Here is a 26613-nt window from a genome sequence, read left to right on the forward strand (position 1 = left end):
CGGGGAGGACGTGCCCGCCGAGGTCCGCAATGCCGTCGAAGACGGAATGCCCCCGCATCGGCGGGGAGAACGGCGAGTGAGGAGGGCGCGGACATGGCCGGTCGGAGCATCCCCGCGTCGGCGGGCAGTACTTATACCCCCAGGCAGGGACCAGTACCTTGTAAAGCACTCGTTCGCGCAGAAGCCACAGGACCAGGCTGCCGCCGACCTCGATTGCGACCGGCTCACGCCCGCTCGAGCACGAGGACCACGAGCATACTTTTCAAGTTTCAAGGAACGGGAGTCCGGGATAAAGCTCCAAGCTGTACGTCGCGTAGCGCCTACTTGCTCTGCTTGCGCGACCTACTCCCTGACAGAGTGGGGTAGCGCCCACTATCCAGGCGGTGGGTTGCTTCGCTCGCGCGGCGAGGATCGGTCGGCGTGTGGGAAGGCGTAGTTGTAGTGGGGATGCTTCGGCCGCCAGCGGGACTTCCTCGTCATGTAAGTGGTGACGGGCCTCTGGGGCCCGTCACCGTGGGCTCAGAAGAGCCAGCTGACGAGTTCGTTGGTCAGGACACGGACTAGCGTGCTGACCACCACGCGTGATACCTCGAGAAGGACCTCGCGTCGCAGAACGAACTTTCGCAGGAACCGAGACACTGTTTCTCCAGAGCGCAGACACGGCCGAGGTTGCGCCACATCCCTCGAGAGGGTCGTGCGTTCATCTCGACGTGCCAGCGGCTGGGGAGCCAATGGGGTTTCCGCTTACCTCCCAGAGAGGCGTTCAGCGGTAAGTACTCTACGGGACGACGGACTTGGTGTACTCGAGGTTGACCATATTCCTGGAAGCTGGCCTTCACCGAACCGGCTGCACGGCGATGAGGCAGTGAGAGCCAGCCGCTTCTGTCGTGTTCTTCGAAGGCGCACCTATACCGGACCTGGCAAGGAGCATCATGCGGCTGGACTCCCGCCTCTGGGGCAAGGCTGCCGGCCTGGGTAAGGGCGCCCGCGGTGTTGACCACACGCACTCCTTGATCTGTCACCTGCTGGACACGGCGGCGGTCGCCGAGGTCGTCTGGGACAGAATGCTGACCGTGCACCAGCGGAGCATGGTGGCGACGGCGCTGCAGGTTTCGGATGAGCAGGCGCGGACGCTCGCGGCGTTCTGGGCGGGGCTACATGACATCGGGAAGATCAGTGTTCCGTTCCAACTCCACCGGGGTGGACCGAAGTCAGCGGACAATACGTTGCTGACTCGGGAGCTGAGAAGCGAGCCGGGGTACGCATTCGCTTCCAGTGCCGAGCAGGACCAGCAGTCGCACGAAGCATCGGCGCACTGGTGGCTGGTGGGTACTTTTAAGGAGATCGGTTATCCGTCATCGAGGCGGCGTCCGCAGTCCCAGCTCGGTCACGCGGTGGCGCAGATACTCGGCGGCCATGGCGGCCATTTCCACCCGGTGGTCTACGACAAGGACTCTCGGTGCCCTGCAGCGCGTCACCCCGGTATGGGCGTGGGGAGTTGGGAGGAGCAGCGGCGGATCCATTTCGACGAGGTGCGCAGAGTGGTCGGCGGGACGGTGGTTCCGCAGGGTCGGATGACGCCAGGAGCGGCCGTCGTCCTGACGGGGTTGGTTACCTTGTCGGACTGGCTGGCCAGTATCGAGGAGGAGATTCGGACCCGGCTCCGGGACGAGGCATGGGCTGGAACTCCGGACGATCTGGACTCCTACTGGCAGATCGCCCGCTCGGCCGCTCCCCGCCTGTTGCAGCGGACGAACCTGCTCGGGACCGGGTTCGCCCGGCTGCCGGAACCTCCTGAGTGCGCGGGGGAGCCTGGTCTTGGGGCGAGTGTGGCTCGCCAGATGCCCGATCTGGTGGCCAAGCACGGGTCGGGCATGGTGGTCGTGACGGCTCTGCCGTCGGAGGAGCGTACGGAAGCGGCCCTTCGCGCAGCGGCCGTCCTCGGGCATGCGGCGGGCGCGCGGGGCCTCTTCTACGCACTGCCGACCGGCTCAGCGGCTGACAGCCACATGGCGCAGGTGCATGCGTTCGCCGAGCAGGCGCTGACCGGCCCGTGGCGGTCGTTGCTGCTCCACAGCTCTTCCCGGTTGAGGCCGGCGGAAGCCGCGGAGCAGTGGGCGCACGCCAATGCGGCCGGCGGAGTTAGTCCGGAGCCTGGCGAGGAGTGGGCCCCAACGGCGAACAGTTGGCTCAACTCCCATCACCGCGCGCTATTGGCTGCGCTCGGCACGGGGACGGTGGACGAACTTCTGCAGGCTGTCATGCCTGTGAAGTTCAACGTCATGAGGCTCTTTGCTCTTTCCGGCAAGGTCGTCGTGGTGGATGAAGCCCATGCTCGCGGCGTCTGGGGGCAGAAGCTGATGCTGCGGTTCCTGCAGTGGGCTGCAGCGTTACGGATCCCGGTTGTCCTGGCCGCGACTGCTGCGGACAAGTCGGTGGACTCGATGCTGGCGGCCTACCGCCATGGCGCAGGAGGGGGCAGGATGCCAGTGACGCAGCCCCGCCGATCGCCGGGGTGGTCGTTCGTGGATGCTCGGTCCGGAGGCGGGCACCTGCCCCAGCAGCCTGGCGATGCCGCTCGTGCCAGCACGCTCAGCATCGAAGTCGTTGCCGGTACGCCGTACGGCGCGATCCAGGCGGCTCTTGCACCGATCGTCGCAGCCGGAAACGGAAGAGCCGCCGTCTACCGAGCGACGCCTGCGGAAGCCATTCGCACGTTCCGTCAGCTCACGAAGGACTTCCCGGCTGTGAACGTGACCCTGATCCATGAACAGATGCGGAACAAGGACCGGTGGCAGCGTCTCGCAGCCTGCCGGGGTGCCTTCACCCCTGATGGTGGGGTCTCCGGCCCCTCGGTGCTGGTGACGACGTCGATGCTGGAGCATGTCCGGGGCCTGCATTTCGACCTCGTCCTATCCGGACCGGCCCCGCTCGCTGCCTTGCTGGCCCGTGCGGTGCAGAGCGTGGGTGACCGGTCGAGGCTAGTGGTGCTCCGAACGGACAACGCGTCGGAACTGGACGACGCCGCGCTGGCACGGCGCACGGACCTGCTCTTGGGGACCGGCAGGACGGTTGCCTTGCCCGAAGAGCTGCCCCTCGTGCTGGATGAGGTATATGCCGACGAGTTCGCCGACAGGCTGGAGTGGCCGGCGGCGCGTGAGCTCCAGCAGCTCGACAACCAGCGCACGGTCCGTGAACACAAGGCCAGCGGTACTGCGCGGTGGCTGGCGGTGCCTGGACCGGGAGAGCTCGATGGAGACCTTGGACTGCTGAGCCGCGACCACACCGGTATGGAGCCCGAGCTCCTCTCCTCCGTGCTCGGGGAGGACGTGGTGCAGGTGGTCTGTCTGTACGAGCACGGCCGGCCGGGGAACCGGGTGTATCTCCTGGAGGACGGCGTCCCGGAGCGGAGACTTGAGAGCGGTCCCAAGGGAAGACCGGTGCCGGGCCAACTGGTCCCCTATCTGATTCCCGTACCGAAGCGACTCGCCGAGGACGTGGAGGGCGATGCCAATAGTGCCTGGCGCGGCATGGCCGCCCTCAAGAATGTTCTCCGGCTGAATCTGAAAAAGTCGGAAGACGGTAGGTGGGTGTACATCGGCTCGAAGTATCGATTCTGTATGAGCGAACATGGCCTGATGATTGACGAGTTGCTGTAAACGGGCACTCCGTCCCGTACCTCCGTCTAGCATCTAGGGGATGCCCGACCACGGGGGGAGGGGCGTGGCTACGCCTGTATCCAATCTGATCGAACAGCCATGGATTCCTGTCGCATGGCTGGAGGGGAAGTCAGGCCCGCCGTACGTGGGTCTGCGGAGTCTGTTCCTGCGCGCCGGAGAGATTCGCACCCTGCTGGTTCCGGACGCTCCGGCTCACTCGGCACTGCTGCGCTTGCTTTACGCGTTGACCGCCCGGATCACTGCTCTTGACGAGGCCGGTCCCGGAAGCTGGGGCGATCGGCGGGAGGAGATCCTTCAGCAGGGTTTTCCTGAGCAGAGCATTGAACTCCCCGGCGGCCGCATGGCGGGCATCGCGGGCTACTTCGACCAGTGGTCCTATCGTTTTGACCTGTTCGACCGTGACCGTCCCTGGCTTCAGGACCCTCGTCTCCCCGACCAGTGCGACAGGAATCAGACTGCCGGAGTCCACAAGCTGGTCATGAGCCGGTCAGCGGGCAACAACCACTCCTGGTTCGGGCACTGGAGCCATGCCGAGCTCGTTCCTCCCCACCTTTCGCAGGCGACGCTGTCGCTGCTGACCTGGCATTACTGGGGAGCCCCCGGGGCCCTCTCGAGGCGTGCAGTCGACCATGTGAGCCACCATTACGCGAAGGCGTCACCCCTGCGGGCCGCGCTGTCGTATCACCCGGAGTGCGACAACCTATTCCTGACGCTCCTGGCGGGCCTGACCCCGCCGGACGGCGACGTCAGCCGGCAGACCGACCTGTGCCCGTGGGAGCGAGAGGATCTTCCGGATCCGCTCAAGCCGATGCCCGAACCGCAGGGCCCCTGCTCGCGGCTCACCGCCTGTTCGCAGCACGCCCTGTACTTGGTCGCCGCCGAGGACGGCGAGCACACCACCGACGCGTACATCACCTGGGCCTACGATGCCGGGCGGATCCGCCCGGAGGACGACTACCTGATCTGGGACATCGGCAAGGACGGAGAGACGTTCCCCCGGCTCGCACGCTCCTCCCGTTCCCTCTGGCGAGACATCGACGCCCTTCTGCTGAAGCAACTGGACGACGCCAGCCCCATCCAGCCGAAGGTGATGGACCACGCCTTCGACGTCAGCGAGTACTTGCGAGTACGTGCGCTCGGCTTCGAACAGGACGCCAGCCAGTCAGCCAACCACCAGTACGTCGACTCCACCACCCCGGTACTCCTCTCCCGCGTAGAGGAAGACGTGGTGAGCAGCGACCTGCCCGTACGCCAGCTCCGCGAACTCGGCGAGCTCTTCGGGCACCGGCTGGAGCAGGCCACAAAAGGAGCGTGGCTGAAGTACACGGATGACAAGAAGAACGACCCTGGGGCCTGGCTGGACGCGGTCGCGGCACGGTACTGGCCGTCGGCGGAGGACGAGTTCTGGTCGAGGTTCCGGCAGCTGACCCGATCCGACGGCGCTGTGGACTCCGGATTCGATTTCGAAGCCGCATGCCGGGCCTTCGGGCACCACGCACTTGACGCGTACGAGGTGGTGACCGATTCCGTGACACGCACACCACGGGGCGCGAAGGCCGTCACCAGCGCGAAGGCGATCATCCTCGCCGCCCTGAAAGACCCGCTCAAGGCGATGGAGCAACCGAAGACGACCAGGGCGGCCAAGAAGTCGTGACCGCCGCCCACCGACCCGAGGACAGGCAGTGACCCCCGAAGCCCCTGAAGCAGGCAAGCGCCAGAGGACTCGCGCCTCGTATGCCGCCTTCGCGCTGAGCGTTGAACGCCTGTGCCGCGCGGACCCCGGAGCACGTGCCGCGCTGCGCGCGGGGCTGCGCCGCGATCTGGACCACCCGCGCGCCCGCCCCATGCACCGGCTGCTGACGACGCGCCTGCCGGAAGAGTGTGATGACCGAACAGCACAGGCTCATTACACGGTGGCTTCACTGATCGCAGCCCAGCCACGACACGCTTTCGCACTCATCCAGGAAGACGACGATGACGCCGCCGCCGAACATGGCGAGCTGGCTCTTCCAGAGAACGGCGAACCGGACGAGGCAACCGCCCCGTCAGAAGCCACCCCGTACGGGTCCTCGTTCGGTGCGACTCTGGGACAAGCCGTCATGGCGAAGGGTTCCTCCATGCGGATGAGCGCCGCAGAGAACCGCATCAACCTCCTGACGCGCCAGAGTCTCCGCGGTATCCACCTCCACCTCCCCGCTGCGGTGAATCAGGTGCGCTCCGCCGGTGCCCCGATCGACTGGGGACAGTTGCTGGCAGACCTCGTCAACTGGCCCTACCAGTCAGGACGTATCAGTCGCCGCTGGCTGCAGGACTTCTACCGGATCACGGCCCTTGCCGACCGGGACTGACCCTCTCACCCACAGGAGCTCCCTGATGGCCCTCAAGCCACGCTTCGTCGATATCCACGTCGTTCAGCCCGTTCCGTACGCGAACCTGAATCGGGATGACACCAACTCGGTCAAGACCATGCTCTACGGCGATGCCCTGCGGACCCGCATCTCCAGCCAGTCCTGGAAGCGGGCCATCCGTGAGCACTTCCAGGAAGCGCTCGGTGACAGCGCGCTGCGTACACGCCGTATCGGTGAGCGGGTCGCCGAAGTTCTCCGCGACCGTGGGTGGGATGAGGCGCTTGCCGGACGTGCCGGTGCGCATGTTGCGGCGGGGAGCAGCATCAAGTGGGAGGTGGCCAAGGGGAAGGACAAGCAGCCCATCACGAACAAGGTTCTGACCAACGCGCTCATCTACCTCCCCGAAGACGCTGTCGAGGAACTGGCGGACATCGCCGAAGCCCACAAGGACGCGCTCACGACCGACTTCACAGGCAAGGGAAGGACGAAGCCTGAGAGCGCACTGAAAGGGAAGATCGACAAGATCCTTCTCAAGAGGAACGGCGTCATCAACCTTTTCGGCCGCATGCTCGCCGAGGTCGACCATGCCGGTGTCGACGGTGCCGTCCAGGTCGCGCACGCCTTCACCACCCACACCACCGAGGTCGAACTCGACTACTTCGCAGCCGTCGATGATGTCACCGTGACAAAAAACGATGAAACAGGCAGCGGCCACATGGGCACGGCCGAGTTCAGCACCGGCACCCTGTACCGGTTCGCAACAGTCGACCTGCAGGAACTCACCAAGAACCTGAGCGATGACAGCGACATCGCCGTCGATGCCGCCCGCGAACTCGCCGGCCAGTTCCTGCTCTCCTTCATCGAGTCGCTTCCGCAGGCCAAGAAGAACTCCACCGCCCCGCACTCGCTCCCGCACCTGGTCCACGTGGCGGTCCGCTCCGACCGGCCCCTTTCTTTCGCCGCAGCCTTCGAGGAGCCTGTACTGTCCGCCCTGCACGGAGGCTACGTCGCGCGCTCCGTGGAGGGCATTGATGCCTATTCCAAGGCCGCGAACACGCTTCTTGGCGCCAGTCGCGTTCTCCACGCGGCGCACGCCTCCCTCCAGTTCGACAACCTGGAGCACCTCGGCGAGCGTCACGCGTCCTTCGAAGCCCTCGTCACCGCCGCCGTCGACGTGGCGCTCGCCGAGGCCCCGCAGTGACCGAGCAACCCACCCGCGGGCTGTTGCTGCGCCTGGCCGGCCCACTGCAGTCCTGGGGCACCCACAGCAAGTACCTCCTGCGTGACACCGCCAGATTCCCCACACGGTCCGGTGTTGTGGGCATGCTGGCCGCGGGTCTTGGGCGTGAGCGCGGAGAACCTCTGGGCGACCTCACGCCACTGTCGATGACCGTACGGGTCGACCGCCCCGGCGTCGTCCTGTCCGACTTTCACACCGTAGGCGGTGGGCTACCCGCTGACGAAAAGGTGATCACCGTTGACGGAAAACGCAGGGCCGAGGACAAGGGCACTCTGGTCTCCAAGCGTCAATATCTGGCCGACGCGGCCTTCACCCTCGCACTCATCTCCGACGACGCAGAACTGCTCCGCGTCTGCGCCGATGCTCTCCGTGACCCGCGCTGGCCCCTGTTCCTTGGCCGCCGTTCCTGCCCGCCGGAGGGACCGATCCTGCTGGGAACCGTAGAAGATCCACTGCACCATCTCGTACGGCTGCCCCTGTCAGCCAAGAGGCCGCGCCGCGGCCCGCAGACAACCGACTTCTACAGCGACAGACCGCTCGGGGTGCTCCCCGTGGACACCGACGCCCCGGAGAGGGGCGACGGCGATCACCACAGCGGCGAAGTCACCGACGAGCCGCTGTCGTTCGCCCCGCTGGAGCGCCACTACCGGCCCCGGCTGCTGTACCGGCGAGCTGTACACCTGCCGGAAGCCGCATACGAAGGCTTCGGCGCCGGCTACCTGGAAAGGCTCCAAACGTATGTCGACGCCCATTTCGTTAAACCGGAAGGGAGCGCCCGGTGACTCTGTGGCTGACTCGCATCGTGCCCTCACCCAGCTCTCGCGAAGCCCGAAGGGACCTCGGCGGCAGCGACCAAGGCATCCGGCTGCACCAACGGATGCTGCAGATGTTTCCCGACGGAGTCGAAGGACCGGCGCGGGCCGCATTTGGAGTTTTGTTCCGAGCTGAGGAAAGCCCACGTGGTCCGCAAATCCTTCTACAGAGCCAGATGGAACCGGACTCCTCACGCCTGCCAGGCGCTTACGGCAACGTCGAAACGCGATCACTCGACGCATTGTTGTCGAACCTGCACAAAGGAATGACCGTCAACTATCGATGTGTAGCCAACCCCGTGCGGAAGCCAGGTGCCACCTCTCGGGAAACCTATAAACTCCCGCCGATCGTGGCCTTGAGCGGCAATGCCGCTGTTGAATGGTGGGAACGTCAGTCCAACGCAGGCGGGCTGGAACCGTTGCATATCACCGCCCACCGCCTCCCCGCTGTACGAGGCCAGCATGGCTACCGGGGCCCTGCTGCTAAACAGAGAATTCAGCATGCCCGCACGCAATTCGATGGAACAGCCCGAGTCCTCGACGTGGAACTGCTTCGCGAAAAGCTCGCTACCGGAATCGGGCGCGGCAAGGCATACGGATGCGGACTTCTCACTATTGCCCCCGCTCGCTGAATTCAACCGCACGCCGACCGAAGCCATGCCGGGCTCTTGGCCGCAGCGCTCCTGCTTGTCAGGCCTCTGTGCTTCTGAGGCGGCACTGGCGCAGATCAGGCTGCATATCAGAGTATTGGTCGCGAGTCTGCCGAGGTCCTGCTTGACGTGCACTGCGCGTACCGGAAGGACGTGACGAGAGACCGGCGTGAGGTCGAGCGGAGGGGTGCGTCAGCTCTCCAGGGCCGCCGATGGTGGGAGAGGGCGGTGGGTGGGGGGTGCCGTCGTGACGTCGGTCATCGGAACCCCGGGTCCTCCAGCATTCGACTGCCACGTGTGGTGGTGCGGCGGCGCCCTGATGCCCGCCCGGGTGACAGGACATCAGGGCGGCGCCGTGATTCAGCTTGTCCGGCGGCGGTTGCGGCCGAGGAGCAGGGCGACCGCCGCGAACAGGGCGGCGCCCCCGGCCCAGGTCAGGGCGTTCGTCAGCGGTGAGGTGGTGGGCTGGGAGGTGGCGGAGAGGAGTGCGGGGGGCTGTTCGTCGCCGCCGTGGCCGTGGTGGCTGACGGTGGAGTGGGCCGTGCCCGCGTCGATCTTGGTCTCGGTGGGGGCCTTGGCCTTGGCCGCGGTGGGGGCCGCCGTGCCGAAGACGACGTCCGAGCAGCCGTAGAACGCCTCGGGGCTGTCGTGGCGCTGCCAGACCTTGTAGACGATGTGGCGGCCTGTGCGGTCGGGGAGGTTGCCGGTGAAGTGGTAGTAGCCGTTGTCGCTGGTACGAGGTGTGGCGTAGGTGCCTACGGGGGTGGGGTCGAGGTCGGACCACTTGAGGGGCTGTGTGGGGTCGTAGCCCTGCTTGGTGATGTACATCGTCATGGTGCCGAGGTGGGGTGCGGTGACGCGCACGTTGAAGTCGTAGGAGCCCGCGCCCACGTTGGTGGCGGGCCAGTCGGTGCGGGCCCAGTCCAGGGCGCGGTACTTCTCGCGGTTGGCGGAGCAGAGCTTCCCGTCGGGAATGATCTCCTGATGTCTGCCGTCCGCGTTGGCGATGTTCACCTCGTTCCAGTCGTAGAGCGGCTGGGTTCCCGAATCGGCCACCAGGTCCTTGCAGACCTGGGACTTCGGCGACTCCGGGCCTTCGGCGAAGCAGGCGCTCACCCGGCTGACCGGGCCGAAGACGGAGCCGTGCGCGCTCGCGGGGGAGGGCGCCAGGGAGATGAGGGTCGCGGCGGACACGACGGAGGCCAGGGCGATGCGGCGCCGGGCAGTGGACATGGGTGCTCGCTCTCGTACAGGTGCGGCTGTGGGGGCTCTTGCGGAAACTTTCGGCAACGCCATCCCGAATGAGGTGAGTTGGGATGGTGACCCGAGTCAGCAGCAGGATGGCATTGGTCCATACCAATCCACAAGAGAAGGGAGTGGCCGAAGGGAGTGAAGAGCAGTGCGGTGCCGCTGCCCGATCGCGTATCCGTACGGCCGGAACACCGCCCGGCCAGAGGTGTACGGGTGCCGGGACCCACCGTCCGCACCCGGTCAGAGGGCGTCGGCGATCAGTGTGGCGTCGGCCGCCTCGATCCCGTACAGATGGCGCAGGTCCTCCCGGGGCTGCTGCACCCGCCAGCACACCTCGCCGATCGGCGCGTCGTTCCACGAAGCGTTCGGGTAGCGCCGCTCCATGTCGTCGAGGAAGGCGTTGGTGGCGTAGGCCGGGTTCAGCCGCTGCTCCCGGCTGCCCCACCAGTCCTGCTGCTGGAACAGCCCGATGCTGGTCCGGTCGACCGCCTGCGAGTAGTTGTTCATGCTGGACTCGACGATGATCGTGGCGATGGCGATCGCGGCGGCCCGCCGGTTGAGCCCGCGCTCCTTCACCGCCTGGGTGACCATGCGCGCGCAGGACATCCGGTACGCGTCCAGATGGCCGGCCATCTTGTTGCCGAGCTGCGGGTTGAGCCGCGTGGCCAGGGTGCCGTCCGCGGCCGAAGGGCCGGCGGGATCGCACGGCGCGGTCGGGATGGCCAGGCCTTCGGGGCCGACGAAATACCGGGAGACTCCGGACCGGTCGTCGTCGCGCGGCGGAGCGGACGCGGAACCCGGGTCGGGTACGGGCCGGGCGACCGCGACCGACGCGGTCATCGCGATCACCGCTGTCCAGATGCCGACCAGCAGCGCCGGCCTGGTGAGTGCGCGGTGCAAGCCGCTTCTTGCCATGGGGTGCCTTCCGTCAGGAGCGCCTGTCGTGGGCGGCCGACAGTAGAAGACGGCGGTGGCATGACGAGGGAATCCGGCCCTGTTCGTTTCCGTGTCCGCTGTGCCGGGATGCCATCGGCCGGAGCGCCGGCCCGTGCCGTTCGGCGGCATCCGGAACGGTCCGGTCCGGAGCGACAGCGGGCGTGAGCGCCTGTCGTCCGCGGACGCGTCGGCCGGTGGCGGGCCCGTGGCGTGGGTCGCCTTGTCTCCCCGGCCGGTCAGGGGGAGGAGGCGGACCCCAGGATGCTCCTCACCGTATTGCGGGAATGCCCCGTCAGCTTGGCGATCCGCGCTTCGCTGACTCCTTGCGCACTCGCTTCACGGATGAGTTCGTCCCTCGATTCAACAATCTGCCGGTAGGCGACGAGCTTCCCCTCGGCCTCCGATATGCCGGAGGGCTCCGTGGGGATGGCTGTTCTTTTCGACAGGACCGGGACCGAGAGTTCGGTCCGAGGGGGAATTCCCAGCGTGGGCCGAACTGATCCTCTGTCATTCATGGTGCTGTATCACCTCGTTGGAGCCTCGGGGTGTTCAGAAGTGTACATGTGCAATTCTGAACAGGTCTTCCGTGAAGATGAAATGACTAATGGGCGCTATGGGTAGGCCGGTGGAGTGAGAGTTCAGGGCGCGGTTTGCTCGTTCCGGCCGACTGCCGGGAATCTGCGTCCGGACGGGCCGCAGGGTGTGGCCTCTCCGGAGATGCCGGTCTCGTTCCGGTATTCCTAGTGAGGAGATGCTGTGTTCATTCCGCGCGTGGTCGTGGGCGTCGATTTTGGTACCCATGGTTCCGGTGCCTCATATTTCATCAAGTCGAAATCCCATGACGATGCATCCTCCAGGAACCCGACACTCATCAACTCCTGGCCGGGGCAGCCTGTGGCCTCTGCGAAGAATCTGACAGCCCTGCTGATCGGGTCGGACAGGCAGGTCGTCTCATGGGGTTACGAGGCCCGGCGTCGGGCTCAGACCCAGGTGCCGGTTCAGGACGCTCCCAGGTACTTCTCCGGCTTCAAGATGGGACTCATGGCGGAACCCGGGACACGGCGTCCGCGGAACGGGGAGCGGGGCTTTGCCGGGAGGGAGGACGGTGATCCGGAGTCGGCTGCGGTCGAGTGCCGAGAAGCCTGCGGCGATCTCCAGGACCTGCCCGAACGCGAGCGGTCCGAGGCGCTGATCCTGGCTTACCTGACCAGACTTGTGGAATCCGTCCTCGAGGAGGTCCGGGCCGCCGGCTACAGCCCCGCGGTCATCCGGTGGTGCCTCACCGTGCCTGCGATCCTGAACGACGAGCAGAAGCAGACGATGCGGGAGCTGGCCGTGAAGGCCGGTATGCCGGCCGAGGAAGGTCGCCTCATCCTCGCGCTGGAGCCCGAAGCGGCCGCCCACTATGCCCGCTCCAGCGGGGTCAACATCGGCCCCGGAGAGGCTGATGACGCCGTTGACCTGACCACCCCCGGCTGCCGCTTCGTCGTGGTCGACTGCGGTGGCGGGACTGCCGATCTGACGGCGTACGAGAACGATGCCGACGGCCGCATGGCCGAGGTCGGGCTGCCGACCGGCGGACCGTACGGCTCCGACGCGATCAACAAGGCCTTCCGCGACAGGCTCCTGCTCGACCGCTACGGCAAGGCCGAGATCCTCGCGGACCTCGCCCAGCACCTTCCGGAGGCGCTGCTGGACATCATGGAGACGTGGGAGCGGGCCAAGCTCGACTTCAGGCCCGGCGACAAGGACCCCATCTACGTCCCGGTCCCCGCGGCGATCGACCGGCGCCTCGGCGCGCCCGTGCGCAAGCGGCTCTCGCGGAAGCAGAACGGAGTGAGCAACGCCATCGTGGTCACGGCCGAGGAGACGGCCGAGCTCTTCGACACCGTGGTGCCGGACATCCTCGACCTGGTCGACGGGCAGCTCAAGGAGGTCGAGAGCGTCGGCGTGCCCGGAGCCCCTCAGCCGGTCGTCCTGCTCGTCGGAGGCTTCTCGGCCTCCCGCTACCTCCAGCACGCCGTACGTCAGCGCGTGGGCGACCGGGCCAAGGTGCTCGTTCCCCCGGACCCCGGTGCCGCGGTTCTCTTCGGTGCCGCCCACTTCGCCTACGAGCCCCAGACGCGTGCGCGTCGCAGCCGTCTGACCTACGGCGTCCACATCAACATGCCCTTCGAGAAGGGCGTCGACCCCGAGGCGACGCGCTCCTCCCACAGCGACGGGATCGACCGGTGCCGGACCCGGTTCGCGAAGCTGGTCACGCGCGGGGAACTCATCGACACGGAGACGGAGGCCAGTGAGCACTTCATGCCGGTGGAGCCCACGCACCAGAAGATCGACCTTGCCCTCTACTCCTCCCGCGACCCCGACCCGCGTTACATCACCGACGAGGGCTGCACCAAGGTCGGCGAGATCAAGGTCGACCTGGAGAAGGTCATGGCCTTCGCCCACGAGGATCGCGGTGTCATGCTCTACCTCCGCTTCGGCGAGACGCAGTTCCGCGCCCGGGCCGTGGTCGAGAAGAGCGGCGATGAGGCCTCCACCAGCGTCCGCTTCCTCCCCGCCTAGGATTCCCGTGATCATTCCGGCACCCGGCACCCCGGACTTCGGCCGTACGTCCCCAGAAGACCCCGTCAACGGCCTGGCCCGCCGCCTCACCCTCCTCGAACGCGACCACAAGGCCCTCCTGAGGGATCACGAACGACTCCGGCTCCGCGTCGACGAGCTGGAGGAGGCGCATGCCTGGGCAGGGCCGCGCTCCGACGGTGCGGGACAGGACAACAACCTTCACCATCTCATCGCCCGTGAGTTCGTGGTCCTCGTCGAGCAACGGGTGCAGAACCTGGCCCGCGCGGCTGCCAGGGGACAGCCTTCCCAGGACCCGCCCGAGGCGCTCCACCGGCGTATCGGCGCCATCTGCCGAGTCCTGTTCGGTACGGCGGAGCCCAGCCCTTCCGCCCTCCTCTCGGCGGTCCACCGCAGCAGACTCGACCCCTTGGCCTCAGCTGCGGCCCGGCTGTGCGAGAGGGCCCAGGAGATGCGTCGACAGCGCGAGGGCTCCGTGATGCCGGCTTCCTGGGACTTCGCGTTCACTGCCGGGGCACCGCTCGACGGAACCTGGCAGGAGCCCTGGCCGAGTTGCCCTGAGGAACGGCCCGGCCGGTTCGTCGTGGCACCGGCCTATCTCGTGGCCGAGCAGGTCTACGCGAAGCAGCGCGTCCACACGGGGTAGGCGGCCGGGCACCGGGTCAGGTCGACCAGACCACCCGCCCGTTGTGCACGATGACCACCTTGGCGTCGGCGCGCAGCACCATCCGGGCGCCGCCGAAGTCGTGGGTCTTCGCGGCCCAGATCGGGCGGTCGTCGCCGTTGTGGATGACCAGGTTGCCGTCCGGCTGGAAGATCGCGCGGTGGTTCTGGCCGAAGGTCATGGCGGCCCAGATGGGCTTGTTCTGCTCGTTGTAGACGACGAGGTTGCCGTCCTGCTGCATCGTCATGCGGATGCGGTTCGTGGCCCAGGACTGGCCGACGCCGATGGAGCTGGGCGCGGAGACCGTCAGGGTGCCCCAGTTCGGCTGCGCGGCCGCCTTGGGCTTGGGCTTCGGCTCCGGTTTCTGCTCGGGCTTCGCCTCCGGCTTCGGCGAGGGGGTGGGTGTGGGCTTCGGCGGGGCGCTCGTCCGGGGTGCCGGCGCGGGGGCCGCCTTCGGCGGATCGGTCTTCTTCTCTTCGGTCGGGGAGGGGGTGGGCTTCACCATCACGTAGTCGTCCAGCGCCGCCGGTGCCGAACCGGGGTTGAGGACCGTGTCGGCGCTCCCCGCGACCGGTGCCGGGTTGTTGCGGGGCTCCTCGTCGTTCGCGCTGCCCATCAGGAGCACGGGTATCGCCACCAGTGCGGCGCCGACGAACACCGCACCCGCCAGGACCGGTGCGCGGGGACGGTCCCGGTCGGTGGAGGTGAGGGTCTTCGTCCCCGGCTTCGAGGCCAGCGCCGCGGCCAGGGCGAGGCCCTCGGTACGGCCTTCGGCCGATCCGGCGGTGTTCGCCGTGGCAGGGGGCTCGCCGGGAGACACGGCGCCGGGCGCCCCGGTACCCTTTTCGGCCCCGGCCCCGGCCCCGGCCCCCTCCCCGGCCCCGGTTCCTGCTGTTGAGCGAGCCTCGCCTCCGGCCTCGGCCGTGGCGCCCGATGCGGCGTCAGTTCCCGCTGAAGGGGCCGGCTCGGAGCCGCTTCCGGCCGCAGGGCCATTCCCGCCCGCTGCCCCGGCCGCAGGGTCCGATCCGGCAGCGGGTCCCGCCGCAGGGCCTGCCTGGCCGTCCGCCCCGGCCTCGGCCGGGGCCCGGCTCTCCGTGGGCCCGGCCGTCGCTTCGGCAGGGGCCGGTGGCTTCTCCGCCGGAGATTCTCCGGGCGTCGTGGCCGACGGCCCGTTGCGTGTGCCGGGCGTCCCGGCCGCCTCGGAAGGCGCACGCGGTGAAGGTGCCGAAGGCGCGGTGCCGGGCTGCTGGGGGCCGGTCGGCGCGGGGGCGGTGCCGGACTTCTCGCCGGACGCCGCGGAGTCGGCGCCGGGGGCAGAGGGTTCGGGGGGCATGGGGACTCCTCCTCGGGGGCGTGCCCAACGTAGTCGGTCGGGGAGACGTGAGGGACCTCTCCTCCGATCCGGCCGCGTCGCTTTGTCCGCCCACGCCTCACCGATCCCGGAAAGTTCCCCGCTCGGGCGGCAAACGGGCACGTCAGGCGGAGATACGGGCACCCTGCCGGACCCCGTGAACTGGGCCGGTGTGACATCCTGTTGGCTTCCCGGTCCACTGGCTGCCGACGGTGCATCCGACCGCAGGCGGCCGATGATTCGTACGGAGCCAAGAGTTCACGTGGACATACCGCTCGGAGAGCGGCGCGAGGACGCACGGAGCGTTCCGGCGGACCTTCCGGACGCCTTCCCGGTGCCGGAAGCCGTGAGGGACGCCGCCCGCCGTGCCCCGGGCCACTGGATCGGCATCGCCGACCCGGAGTGGACCCGGACGGACACCCCGCCGGGGTGGGCCGTCGTGGGAGAGTGGCAGTCCGACGCGGACGGGGGCGTGGGCGAGTACCGCGCCAACCCCGAGTACCGCCCCTCGGCCCGCGTCCTCGGCTGGCCCGAGCCCACCGATCCGGTGGATGCGGCGGCCCAGCGCGCCGCCACCGGATACGGCACGGTGGAGGCGGCGCTCGCGGTGCTCGCCGAGACGGACGTCACCGTCGTACGCGGACCGGAGGGCGGGCCGCTCATGGCCGCCGGGCAGGACGGGAAGCCGGTCGTCCTGGCCTTCACCTCGCCCACACACGCATTCATGTCCCCGGCACTTCACCATGACACCCTGCCCGCCCGGGAACTCGCCGGATCGGTGGCGGACCTCGGCGCCCTGCTGATGGTCAACGCCGGGGCCGCGGCCCCGCTGCTCGTCCCGGCCACCGACCTGCTGCACCCCGAGAGCCCGGCCCCCGAGAGCCCGGCCCCTGCGACCCCGGCAGGCGGGCCCGACCCGGCCGAACCCCGGCCCGACACCACAGGGAGGACCCCGTGACGCGTTCGTCCCAGAAGCCCCCCGCCTCCCCGGAGGCCCAGGCGGAGGCCGAGACGCCCGCCACCCCGGCCCCGGCCTCCGGAACGGACGGTGCGCCGCAGGCGTCCGCCGGGAGCCTGAAGGAGCCCGTGACCGCCCCGGACGAGGCCCCGGTGACCGCCGGAGGCCCGTCCGTGACCGGTACGCCCCCGGAGCCCGCGAACGGGGCCGCCGGCGCCACGCCCCCGGCGGCAACAGCAACGACAACAGCGACGGCCACGAAGACGGCCATGGCGAAGACCCCACCGGCCTCCACTCCGGCCGCCGCCACCGGGAAGGTCGCCACCAAGGAACCCGGCACCGAGAAGCCCTCCGCCGCCGGGGAGGCCGAGGGCGACACCGACCCCAGCGCCTCCGCAGCCGCCCAGAGCCGGCTCCCCGCGCTCGTGAAGACCATGAGCGCCACCGCCATCGGCAAGCCGCAGCCGGAGGCCGGTCCCGTGGGGCGGCCGGGCAAGGCCGCGCTCGCCGGGGCGGCGGTCGTCGGCGCCCTGCTCGTCTCCGTACCCTTCCTCGTGCTCGCGGGCAACAAGGACGACGAGCCCCGGCGTCCCAGCGCGGCGGCGGCCGGGACCGTCCTCGACGGCAACGGCCAGGAGGCGCCCGGTGACTTCGCCGTCGTCGCCCCCGAGACCAGCGCACCGCCGACCACCGAGCCCGCCGAGGAGAAGCGGACTCCGCCGAAGGCCGCGAATCCCGTGCCCGCCGGACCCCCGGCCGCCCCCTCCGCCGACGGCAAGGAGGAGGCGAAGAAGGACGACGGCCCCAAGGACCCGCCGAAGAAGGCCGATCCGCCCAAGACGGAGTCCAAGGCCGAGCCGAAGGCCCAGCCCAAGCCGAAGAACCAGCCCGCCAAGGCCCAGCCCGCCGTCACCTTCCGGGGGCCGTTCTCCTTCCGCAGCCACCTCTCCGGCCGCTGCATCGACGTCCCCGGCCACAACTTCAACGACGGCCAGCCGCTCTTCATGTGGGACTGCAACGGCGCCGACGCCCAGAAGTGGCGCATCGGCTCCGACGGCACCATCCGGGCCCGGGACAAGTGCCTGGACGTGGCCAACGCGGTCTTCCGCAACGGCACGCCCATCCAGCTCGCCTGGTGCAACGGGTCCGCCGCCCAGAAGTTCGACCTGAACCCCGCCCACGACCTGGTCAACACGGTCGTCGGCATGTGCGTCAACATCCCGAACAACAGCAAGAGCCGGGGTCCGTCGACGTACCTCGTCCTGTGGGAGTGCACGGGGCGCGACAACCAGAAGTGGAGCGCCTGACCCGGACGCCGGACGCCGGGACTCCCTCCCGGCGTCCGTCCGCCCATGGCGAGGCATGATGGCATCGCCGGACCGCTGCAAACCGTGTCACCGGCGAAGAGGGGCGTCCGCACAGGGCGTCTCCGTAGCAAGGAGGTTGGTGCGTGTCGCGCCAGGTACTGTCGGTCGGCCCCGGGGACCGCTTCTCGACGATCGGTGAGGCGCTCGCCGTCGCCCGTACCGGTGCGCTCATCAGCGTCCGGCCCGGGACATACGCGGAGAACCTGGTGATCCACACCCGGGTCACCCTCACCGCCGCCGAGGGACGCGGCACGGTGGAGATACGGCCGCGTTCGGGCAGCGTGGTCGCGCTGCGCGCGGACGCCGTGATGCTTTCCGAACTCACCCTGCGCGGCGGGGACGCCGAACTGCCCGCCGTCGACGTGCGGCGCGGGCAGGCCGCGTTCGACGGCTGCGAGATCATCGGCGCCGCCTGGACCGCGATGTTGGCCGGGGGCACCGGCTCCCTGGCGCTGCGGAACTGCCGGGTGAGCAACCCGCAGGGCGCCGGGATCGTGGTCACCTCCACCACGCCCACCACCGTCGAGTCCTGCACCCTCGAACACCTCGGCACCAGCGGGATCGTCCTCGCCGAGCAGGGCGAGGCGCGGGTGCGCGACTGCACGGTCCGGGGCGCCCGGGGCAACGGTCTGCTCGCCAACGGCGAGACCCGGGGCACGGTCGAGGACTGCGACATCTCCTCCACCGACAAGCCCTCCATCGCCCTGGAGGAGAACTCCGCCCTCTCCGTCGTCCGGACCGTCGTGCACGACACCAGCACCGGCGTGCACCTGAGCACGGCGGGCCGTACCACGCTGGAGGACGTACGGGTCACCGGCTCCTCCGGGAACGGCGTGGTCCTCACCGCCGGCACCGACCCCGTGCTGCGCCGCTGCCGGGTCTCGCGCGCACGCGGCAACGGACTCTTCGTCACCGACCGGGCACGCGGCACCTTCGAGGACTGCTGGGTCGACGGCTCCCAGGGCGCGGCCCTGCGGGTCGCCGGGGCGTCCTCCCCGGCGCTGACCGGACTGACCGTCCGCGACTGCGAGGGCACCGGTCTGCTCCTGGAGGAGGACGCCGCCCCCGAGCTGGACCGCCTGGAGGTGATCGGCTCCTCGCCCGCCGTGGCCGTCCAGGGCGGCGCGAACCCGCTGCTGCGCCGGGCCCGGCTGGTGGAGCCCGCCGGTGACGGCATCGCGGCCACCAAGGACGCCCGGGGCCGGATCGAGGACTGCGAGATCCTCCGGCCCCAGGGCGCCGGGATCCGGGTCGCCTCCGGCTCCACCCTCTACGTGGCCGGTGGCGGGGTCTCCGACACCGCGGCGACCGGCCTGCTCGTGGAGGACGGCGGCAATGTCACCGTCCGCGACTTCCGCGTCGAGGTCTCCGGCGAGGAGGGCGTGGTCGTCGACGCGGGCGGCGAACTGACCGCCAACCGCACCACCGTCCACGCCCCCAAGGGCCACGGCTTCCTGCTCCGCGAGGGCGCCCTCGCCTCGCTCAGCGGCTGCGAGGCCAACGGCGGTGCCCAGGACGGCTTCCGGGTCGAGTCCACCGCCCCCGTCTCGCTCGTCAACTGCACCGCCCGCGAGAACGAGGGCGGCGGCCTGGTGCAGACCGCCCCCGGCGACCGGCTCGCCGTCGACGGACTGAACAGCGTCTCCAACGGCAAGCGCGACGCCTGGGGCACCGGCAGCGCCGAGAACACCGACCCGGCCGGCTCCGGCGCCGCCGACGGTCCCGCGCCGGACCGGGCGGACGGACCGCTCGGCGCGCTCAACGCGCTGATCGGCCTGGAGAACGTCAAGCAGCAGGTCCGTACGCTGGTCAACCTCACCCAGCTCGCCCAGCGCCGCGAGCAGCTCGGCATGCCCGCACCGCCGATGAGCAGACATCTGATCTTCGCCGGTCCGCCCGGCACCGGTAAGACCACCGTCGCCCGCCTCTACGGGGCGATCCTGGCCGAGCTGGGCTCGCTGCGCAGCGGCCACCTGGTGGAGGTCTCCCGCGCCGACCTGGTCGCCCAGGTCGTCGGCGGCACCGCCATCAAGACCTCCGAGACCTTCCAGCGGGCCCTCGGCGGCGTGCTGTTCATCGACGAGGCCTACACACTCACCGCCGACAGCGGCAACGGCGGCGCCGACTTCGGCCGCGAGGCCGTGGACACCCTGCTGAAGCTCATGGAGGACCACCGCGACGACGTGGTGGTCGTCGCCGCCGGATACTCCCGCGAGATGGACTCCTTCCTCAGCTCCAACCCCGGTCTCGCGTCCCGTTTCTCACGGACCGTCGAGTTCGAGAACTACTCCGTGGACGACCTGGTCGCGATCATGGAGAGCATGTGCGGCCAGCACCAGTACGAGCTGGGGGAGGGGACGGCCCAGGCGCTGGCCGCCCACTTCGGGTCGATGGACCGCGACGCGGGCTTCGGCAACGGCCGTGCCGCACGGGGGGTGTTCGAGGAGATGGTGGACCGGCAGGCGATCCGGCTCTCCACGCAGGAGCAGGTCGGTGAGCACGACCTGCGGCTGCTGCTCCCCGAGGACGTCTCCGCCACCGCCGCCGCCTCGGTCTCCGGCACCGCCGCACCGGACGACGACCCGCTCACCCGCCTCGGCGACATGATCGGCCTGGCCGAGGTGAAGCGCGAGGTCGCCGACCTGGTCAACCTCATCACCACCGCCCGGCACCGCGCCGCCGCCGGGCTCCCCGTCCCCACCCTCAGCAACCACCTGGTCTTCACCGGCCCGCCCGGCACCGGCAAGACCACCGTCGCCCGCCTCTACGGCGAGGTGCTCACCCAGCTCGGCGTGCTGGCGCGCGGCCAGCTGGTCGAGGCCGCCCGCGCCGACCTCGTCGGCCGTTACATCGGCCACACCGCCCAGTTGACCCGCGAGGTCTTCGAACGGGCCCGGGGCGGCGTGCTGTTCATCGACGAGGCGTACACCCTCACCCCGCGCGGCTCCGGCGCCGACTTCGGACAGGAGGCCGTGGACACCCTGCTGAAGCTGATGGAGGACCACCGCGACGAGGTCGTCGTCATCGTCGCCGGCTACACCGACGAGATGGAGCGCTTCCTCGCCTCCAACCCCGGTCTCTCCTCCCGCTTCCCGCGCCGGATCACCTTCGGCGACTACTCCTCCGAGGAGCTGGTCACCATCGTCCGCGCCCAGGCCACGGCCATGGGGTACGAGTGCGGGCCCGGCACCGGACCGCTGCTCAAGGAGTACTTCGACTCGATCCCCCGCGACCGCTCCTTCGGCAACGCCCGTCTCGCCCGCCAGGTGGTCGAATCCATGGTCACCCGCCAGGCGGGCAGGCTCAGTTCGCTGGCCGCGCCCACCCTGGACGACCTGCGCATCCTCCTCCCGGCCGACGTCCCGGCCGCCGCTCCGGGGGCGGTCTCCCGGTGAGGCCGCCCGCCCGGGGGACGACGGCCCGCCTGCTGTACGGGGCGGGGCTCGCCGCCGCCCTCACGCTCCCCGCAGCCGTCGCCCCGGCCCACGCGGCGCCCCACGCCCGTACCCCGGCGGTCGTCCCCGCCGCCGACGGGGCCAAGGGCCAGGAGCTGCCCGGGATGCCGACGGTGCTCGACAGCCGGCAGGGCGAGGTGAGCTGCACCCCCGCCTCCAAGGCGACCGCCGAGAAGCAGGACTGGTCCCGGCAGCGGCTCGACCTGGACCGGCTGCACCGGCACGCGACGGGACAGGGCACCACCGTGGCGCTGATCTCCACCGGGGTGGATCCGAAGGCCGCGGGGCTCGGCGGGCGGGTCACCGCCTCCGGCGACGCCGCCGACGACTGCGTCGGGCTCGGCACGTTCCTGGCCGGGATCGTCGCCGGGGACGGCGGCGGCAGCCCGCGCCTGGCCGGAGCCGCCCCGGCCGCCAGGATCCTCGGCCTGCGCGGCACCGACCGGACCGGCGTCCCGCAGCCCGGCCTGGTCACGGCGGCGGTCCGCGCGGCGACCGAGGCGAAGGCCGACGTCATCGCCGTCGCGGTGGCCCTGCCGCGCCGGGACGCCGCCCTGACCCGCGCGGTCGCGGACGCCCGCAAGGCGGGGGCGCTGGTGGTCGCGGCGGCCACCCCGGAGACCCCCGCACGCGGTTCCGCCGACGAGATCCCCGCCCGTACCTACTGGCCCGCCGGCGAGCCCGGGGTGCTGTCGGTCGCCGACATGCTGCCCGCCGGGTCCCGCCCGGACCGCGCGCTGACCACCGGCGACGTCGACCTGGCCGCCCCCGGGGCGGGCGTCGTCTCCGGCGGGCCGCGCGGCAAGGGCCACTACCTCGGCGGCGGTGTCGCGGTGGCCACGGCGTACGCCGCCGGAGCCGCCGCCGTCGTCCGCGCTGCCCACCCCGACGCGTCGGCGGAGGAGGCCGCCCGCAGGCTGACCGCGACCGCCTATCCGGCCGACATACCCCAACTCGACGCGTACGCCGCCGTCACCACCGTCCGGGCCGGCTCCGGCGCGCCCGCCGCCGGTCCGCCGCCCGCCGCCGAGCCCGTGGCCGTACGGGACACCTCCGGCACCGACCGCGCCACCGGCCGGGCCGTCCTCTTCGTGCTGCTCGGCTCGGCCGGGGTGTTCTCGCTCCTGTGGGCCGGATTCGCCCTCTCCCGGGCCCGATCCCGGGGCTGGCGGCCGGCCGGAGCGGGTACCGCGGGCGAGCACTGAGACACGGAGGAGGCCCCCTCCCGCGCGGACCGCGGGAGGGGGCCTCCTCCGTACCGTCTCAGCCCTCGTCGACCAGCGCGGTCTGCACCAGCCGCGGCTTGCGGCGCTGGATGTGCAGGGCCCGGCCCGGCGGCAGGTTCAGCGGCTTCGCGTTGCCGAAGAGGCGGCCCTCCGTGGGCGGGCAGGAGAGCAGCACGGCCGGGTTGTTGGCCTCGTCGAGGCGGCGGATCAGCCCGTCGCTCAGCCCCCGGCCCGCGCCCATGGCGCTGCGGGCGACGACCAGGTGCAGCCCCATCTCGAAGCCCAGGTTCAGATGCTCGAAGAGCGGCTCGAACGGGCTCTGGAAGGAGTTGCCGGAGACCATGTCGTAGTCGTCGACCAGGATGAACAGGCGCGGGCCCGTCCACCAGTCGCAGCCGCGCATCCGGGCGGGCGAGATGTCGGCCCCGGGCACCCGGGTCTTCATCGCGCGGGCGGCACCCTCGATGGTCTCGTTCAGGTTGTCCAGGGAGATGACGTGCCCGATGCGGTACTCCTCCGGGATGGCGTCGACCAGCGTACGGCGGTAGTCCACCACGATGATCTTCGCCTCGGAGGGGGTGTACCGGCGGGTGATGCCCTGGGTGACCAGCCGCAGCAGGTTGGTCTTGCCGCTCTCGGTGTCCCCGACCGCGATCATGTGCGGGGTCCGGCTGAAGTCGTGCCAGACCGGCTCCAGAGCCTCCTGGTCGAGACCGAGGGCCAGCCGCATGCCGCCGCCCTCCGTGGCCTCCGGCGCCGGGAGCTCCGAGACCGGCAGCCGGTGCGGGAGCATCCGGATCTGCGGCGCGGACGGGCCGTGCCAGTGCCGGGAGACCTCGGCGACCAGGTGGGCCACGCCCTCGCCCAGGTCCTCCAGCGAACCGCTGCCGTCGAGGCGCGGCAGACCGGCCAGGAAGTGCATCTTGCTGTCCGCGGTGATGCCCCGGCCGCCGGTGCGCGGCACCGAACGGGCCTTGCGGGTGTCGATCTCGGAGTCCATCGGGTCACCCATCCGCAGCTCCAGACGGGTGGCCGCCTGGTCGCGGACCTGGGCGGACAGCTCCACCCAGCGGGTGGTGGTGATGATCAGGTGGATGCCGTAGTTGAGGCCCCGGGCGGCGAGTTCGTTGAACTTCGGGATCAGGTCGTCGTAGTCCTGGCGGACCGTGGACCAGCCGTCGACCACCATGAACACATCACCGAACGGCTCGTCCGGGAACTCCCCGGCGGCCCGGCGGCGCCGGTAGGACTGCATGGAGTCCAGCGTGTGGTCCACGAAGAACTGCTCGCGCCGGGCGAGCAGCGCCATCACCTCGGCCACCGCCCGGTTGACCCGCTCCGGGTTGAGCCGGGCGGCGACCCCGCCGACATGCGGGAGACCGGCGAGCTGGGAGAGGCCGCCGCCGCCGAAGTCCAGGCAGTAGAACTGGATCTCGGCCGGGGTGTGGGTGAGGGCCAGGGCGGCGATCAGGGTGCGGGCCAGCGTGGACTTGCCGCTCTGCGAACCACCCGCGACGGCGACATGGCCGCCCGCCCCGGAGAGGTCCACCATCAGCGGGTCGCGGCGCTGCTCGAACGGCTTGTCCACCAGGCCGACCGGCACGTGCAGCTTGCCCGTGCCCGGCCAGCCCGCCGCGGTCAGCCCCCGCACCTTGTCCGGGGCGATCCCGGGCAGCAGCGCGTCCAGCGGTGACGGCTCGTCCAGCGGCGGCAGCCACACCTGGTGGGCGGCGGGCCCGGAGCCGCGCAGCCGGTCCAGCGCCACGTCGATCAGCGCCTCCTCGTCGCCCTCCTCGGCCTCCGGCTCCGGCTCGGGCGCCGCCTCCAGGGTGCGGGGCACCACCCAGCCGCTGGTCCACGGCACCACCTGGCTCGCCACCCGGGCCTGCACCACCGCGCCCGTACGACGCCGGTACGTCCCCGAGGAGTACGCGGCCCGGAAGCGGGTCAGCGCCTCCACCCCGGACTTCAGATAGCCGCCGCCCGGAGCCGCGGGCAGCTCGTAGGCGTCGGGCACCCCGAGGACACCGCGGCTCTCCATCGCGGAGAAGGTGCGCAGCCCTATCCGGTACGAGAGGTGGCTCTCCAGCTGGTGCATGCGGCCCTCGTCCAACCGCTGCGAGGCCAGCAGGAGATGGACGCCGAGCGAGCGGCCGAGCCGCCCGATCATCACGAACAGCTCCATGAACTCGCGGTGCGTGGAGAGCAGTTCGCTGAACTCGTCGACCACGACGAAGAGGCTGGGCAGCGGGGCCAGGTCCGTCCCGGCGGCGCGGGCCCGTTCGTACTCCAGCGCGGAGGTGTAGTTGCCCGCCGAACGCAACAGCTCCTGCCGGCGGATCAGTTCGCCGTGCAGCGCGTCCTGCATACGTTCCACCAGGGCGACTTCGTCGGCCAGGTTGGTGATCACCGCGGAGGTGTGCGGGAGTTCCTCCAGGCCGAGGAAGGTGGCGCCGCCCTTGAAGTCGACCAGGACGAAGTTGAGGGTCTCGGAGGAGTTGGTCAGGGCGAGGCCGAGGACCAGGGTGCGCAGCAGCTCGCTCTTGCCGGAGCCGGTGGCCCCGATCAGCATGCCGTGCGGGCCCATCCCGCCCTGCGCGGACTCCTTGATGTCCAGCTCCACCGGGCGGCCGTCCACGCCGACCGCGATCGGCACCCGCAGCCGGCCGGAGCCGGAGTGCCGGGCGAAGAGGGTCTTCGGGTCGTGCCGGTGCAGATCGGGGATGCCGAGCAGCGTGGTCAGCTCGACATCGGTCTCCAGCGGCTGCGCGATGTCGGAGCCCAGGCTCATCCGGCGCGGCGAGAGGAGCCGGGCCAGCGCCTGCGCGCCGAGCGTGCCGAGCCGGTCGGGTCGCCCGAGCGGCACCGAACGCTCCTTGCGGCTGCGGTCGGTGCGCACCAGGTTCACCTGCTCGGGCCCGACGGTCAGCCGCAGCGTGTTGCGGCCGGGCCGCCAGCGCAGCGCCCCCGACACGTCCAGGACCAGGGCGTTGCGGTAGCCGTGCCCCTCCCAGCGGTGCCCCTCGGGGATGGCGACCCCGTCCACCACCACGACCGTGTACGGCTCGTCGCGGCCCGGGGTGGCGTCCGGGTCGAAGCCGGGGCGCTCGGCGAACTCGGCGCCCAGCAGGTCGTCCAGCTCGGTGAGGTCGGCGGTGATCCGGCGGGCCTGCCCGGCGCCGTCCTCCTCGTGCGGATCCAGCACGTGCGGGAGCCACTTGACCCACTCCCAGTCGGGCCGCCGTTCGTCGCTGACGCAGAACGCGATCCACAGCTCCTCGGGGGCGTGGAAGACCGCGAGCTGTCCGAGGAGCGCCCGCACCAGCGCCCGTACGTCCTCGCCCCCGTCCTCCGCGGGCTTCCCGTCCGGCCCCTCCTCGGGGCGCAGCAGGATCCGGGCCGAGGAGCGCAGATAGAGGCCGAGCGGCTGGTCCGGGATGGTGGAGTAGGCGCGGATGAAGCGGCGCAGGGCGTGGGCGCAGAGCGGTTCCAGGTCCTCGACCGGCCGGGTGGAGACCGGGGTGAGGGTGAGCGCGAGCTGCTGCTCACCGACCGCGATCCGGACCTCGCCGAAGTCCTCGTCCGCCGGGCGCCGTTCCCACAGCCGGGTGGTGCGGGCCAGCGAACGCAGCGACGCCGGCTCCGGGTGGCGCCAGGCCAGCGCCCGCTGCTGCTCCGCGATGGTGGTCCGCACCCGCTTGCGGGTCTGGGCCAGATAGCGCAGATAGTCCCGCCGTTCCCCCTTCAGCCGCTGCTTCCGTTCGCTGGAGCGGCGCATCAGCTGCCCCAGCAGCATGGCACCGGCGGAGAGCGCCATGACGCCCATCGCCAGATACATGAAGACGCCGTTCCCGCCGCCGGGGCGCAGGAACATCAGCATCATCGACACCGACATCAGCGCCATCGGCAGGTACGTCCACACCGCCGAGGTGTCCGGCACCGACTCCGCGAGGACCGGTGGCTCCTGGAGGGTCAACTGCCCATCGGGCATCTCCGGCCCGCGTCTGCGGGCCGGACGGCGAAACAGCACGACACTCAAGGAACAGAACCTCCGGTTCACTGGCTTTCCGGCCCGCGCCGAATACCGGC

17 protein-coding genes are annotated in these 26613 nt (G+C 70.2%); 12 read left to right on the forward strand and 5 right to left on the reverse strand.

All coding sequences use genetic code 11. The features are described from left to right. The first annotated feature begins 932 nt into the window (after positions 1 to 932). The 6 genes from ACQ9ZG_RS26510 to cas6e are packed head-to-tail and all read left to right on the forward strand — an operon-like array spanning position 933 to position 8712. On the forward strand, positions 933 to 3659 hold the full coding sequence (locus ACQ9ZG_RS26510; RefSeq protein WP_109916103.1) for a CRISPR-associated endonuclease Cas3'': 2727 nt from the start codon (positions 933 to 935) through the stop codon (positions 3657 to 3659). Positions 3660 to 3699: 40 nt separating this feature from the next. After that, the gene (casA, locus tag ACQ9ZG_RS26515; RefSeq protein ID WP_375138326.1) at positions 3700 to 5334 is read left to right on the forward strand and encodes a type I-E CRISPR-associated protein Cse1/CasA; all 1635 of its coding nucleotides are present in this window, start codon (positions 3700 to 3702) and stop codon (positions 5332 to 5334) included. A gap of 28 nt (positions 5335 to 5362) precedes the next feature. Continuing rightward, positions 5363 to 6028 (forward strand): type I-E CRISPR-associated protein Cse2/CasB, encoded by a 666-nt coding sequence (gene casB, locus ACQ9ZG_RS26520; protein WP_109916105.1) that lies wholly within the window; start codon positions 5363 to 5365, stop codon positions 6026 to 6028. Between the two features lie 25 nt (positions 6029 to 6053). Then, positions 6054 to 7229 carry a type I-E CRISPR-associated protein Cas7/Cse4/CasC gene (cas7e, locus tag ACQ9ZG_RS26525; protein WP_109916106.1) on the forward strand — a complete coding sequence of 392 codons (1176 nt, stop codon included), beginning with the start codon at positions 6054 to 6056 and terminating at the stop codon, positions 7227 to 7229. Further along, positions 7226 to 8050: a type I-E CRISPR-associated protein Cas5/CasD gene (cas5e, locus tag ACQ9ZG_RS26530; RefSeq protein WP_109916107.1), complete on the forward strand. Its 825-nt coding sequence runs from the start codon at positions 7226 to 7228 to the stop codon at positions 8048 to 8050. Before cas7e ends, cas5e begins: the two co-directional genes overlap by 4 nt. Then, complete coding sequence (cas6e, locus tag ACQ9ZG_RS26535) at positions 8047 to 8712, forward strand: type I-E CRISPR-associated protein Cas6/Cse3/CasE (RefSeq protein ID WP_109916108.1); 666 nt, start codon at positions 8047 to 8049, stop codon at positions 8710 to 8712. Before cas5e ends, cas6e begins: the two co-directional genes overlap by 4 nt. Before the next feature lie 378 nt (positions 8713 to 9090). Here the strand turns inward: cas6e and ACQ9ZG_RS26540 are convergent, their stop codons facing one another. From ACQ9ZG_RS26540 to ACQ9ZG_RS26550, 3 genes are all read right to left on the reverse strand, one after another. Continuing rightward, positions 9091 to 9963: a lytic polysaccharide monooxygenase auxiliary activity family 9 protein gene (locus ACQ9ZG_RS26540; protein ID WP_109916109.1), complete on the reverse strand. Its 873-nt coding sequence runs from the start codon at positions 9961 to 9963 to the stop codon at positions 9091 to 9093. 258 nt (positions 9964 to 10221) lie between these two features. Next, on the reverse strand, positions 10222 to 10881 hold the full coding sequence (locus ACQ9ZG_RS26545; protein WP_499281291.1) for a hypothetical protein: 660 nt from the start codon (positions 10879 to 10881) through the stop codon (positions 10222 to 10224). Between the two features lie 272 nt (positions 10882 to 11153). Next, a complete protein-coding gene (locus ACQ9ZG_RS26550) occupies positions 11154 to 11432 on the reverse strand; it encodes a DUF6003 family protein (protein ID WP_219995621.1) in 279 nt (92 codons plus the stop codon). A 769-nt stretch (positions 11433 to 12201) separates the two neighbouring features. Here ACQ9ZG_RS26550 and ACQ9ZG_RS26555 point away from each other — a divergent pair. Together ACQ9ZG_RS26555 and ACQ9ZG_RS26560 are read left to right on the forward strand one after the other, a co-directional pair. Then, positions 12202 to 13485, forward strand: a complete 1284-nt coding sequence (locus ACQ9ZG_RS26555; protein WP_146225749.1) for an acetate and sugar kinases/Hsc70/actin family protein — start codon at positions 12202 to 12204, stop codon at positions 13483 to 13485. A 7-nt stretch (positions 13486 to 13492) separates the two neighbouring features. After that, positions 13493 to 14149, forward strand: coding sequence for a hypothetical protein (locus ACQ9ZG_RS26560; RefSeq protein ID WP_109916111.1), 657 nt, complete (start codon positions 13493 to 13495; stop codon positions 14147 to 14149). 16 nt (positions 14150 to 14165) lie between these two features. On the opposite strand, the gene ACQ9ZG_RS26565 is transcribed toward ACQ9ZG_RS26560, so the two are convergent. Beyond that, positions 14166 to 14987 carry a mannose-binding protein gene (locus ACQ9ZG_RS26565; RefSeq protein ID WP_258312223.1) on the reverse strand — a complete coding sequence of 274 codons (822 nt, stop codon included), beginning with the start codon at positions 14985 to 14987 and terminating at the stop codon, positions 14166 to 14168. Between the two features lie 793 nt (positions 14988 to 15780). Here ACQ9ZG_RS26565 and ACQ9ZG_RS26570 point away from each other — a divergent pair. From ACQ9ZG_RS26570 to ACQ9ZG_RS26585, 4 genes are all read left to right on the forward strand, one after another. Then, complete coding sequence (locus ACQ9ZG_RS26570) at positions 15781 to 16476, forward strand: type VII secretion system-associated protein (protein WP_109916112.1); 696 nt, start codon at positions 15781 to 15783, stop codon at positions 16474 to 16476. Next, positions 16473 to 17783, forward strand: coding sequence for a ricin-type beta-trefoil lectin domain protein (locus ACQ9ZG_RS26575; RefSeq protein ID WP_499281292.1), 1311 nt, complete (start codon positions 16473 to 16475; stop codon positions 17781 to 17783). Before ACQ9ZG_RS26570 ends, ACQ9ZG_RS26575 begins: the two co-directional genes overlap by 4 nt. Positions 17784 to 17926: 143 nt before the next feature. Then, complete coding sequence (locus ACQ9ZG_RS26580; protein WP_109916654.1) at positions 17927 to 21238, forward strand: right-handed parallel beta-helix repeat-containing protein; 3312 nt, start codon at positions 17927 to 17929, stop codon at positions 21236 to 21238. Then, positions 21235 to 22503, forward strand: a complete 1269-nt coding sequence (locus ACQ9ZG_RS26585) for a S8 family serine peptidase (RefSeq protein ID WP_499281293.1) — start codon at positions 21235 to 21237, stop codon at positions 22501 to 22503. The genes ACQ9ZG_RS26580 and ACQ9ZG_RS26585 overlap by 4 nt, the downstream gene beginning before the upstream one ends. Positions 22504 to 22561: 58 nt before the next feature. Here the strand turns inward: ACQ9ZG_RS26585 and eccCa are convergent, their stop codons facing one another. Continuing rightward, positions 22562 to 26515 (reverse strand): type VII secretion protein EccCa, encoded by a 3954-nt coding sequence (gene eccCa, locus ACQ9ZG_RS26590; protein WP_050451622.1) that lies wholly within the window; start codon positions 26513 to 26515, stop codon positions 22562 to 22564. Positions 26516 to 26613: the final 98 nt, after the last annotated feature.

It is taken from the genome of Streptomyces araujoniae, assembly GCF_050871195.1.
GTDB lineage: Bacteria > Actinomycetota > Actinomycetes > Streptomycetales > Streptomycetaceae > Streptomyces > Streptomyces bacillaris.

What these genes read in the sequence shown, in the direction of transcription:
- ACQ9ZG_RS26510 (WP_109916103.1), top strand. Translation starts at nt 933, where the DNA reads ATGCGGCTGGACTCCCGCCTCTGGGGCAAGGCTGCCGGCCTGGGTAAG.
- casA (WP_375138326.1), top strand. Translation starts at nt 3,700, where the DNA reads ATGCCCGACCACGGGGGGAGGGGCGTGGCTACGCCTGTATCCAATCTG.
- cas7e (WP_109916106.1), top strand. Translation starts at nt 6,054, where the DNA reads ATGGCCCTCAAGCCACGCTTCGTCGATATCCACGTCGTTCAGCCCGTT.
- ACQ9ZG_RS26540 (WP_109916109.1), bottom strand. Translation starts at nt 9,963, where the DNA reads ATGTCCACTGCCCGGCGCCGCATCGCCCTGGCCTCCGTCGTGTCCGCC.
- ACQ9ZG_RS26550 (WP_219995621.1), bottom strand. Translation starts at nt 11,432, where the DNA reads ATGAATGACAGAGGATCAGTTCGGCCCACGCTGGGAATTCCCCCTCGG.
- eccCa (WP_050451622.1), bottom strand. Translation starts at nt 26,515, where the DNA reads ATGCCCGATGGGCAGTTGACCCTCCAGGAGCCACCGGTCCTCGCGGAG.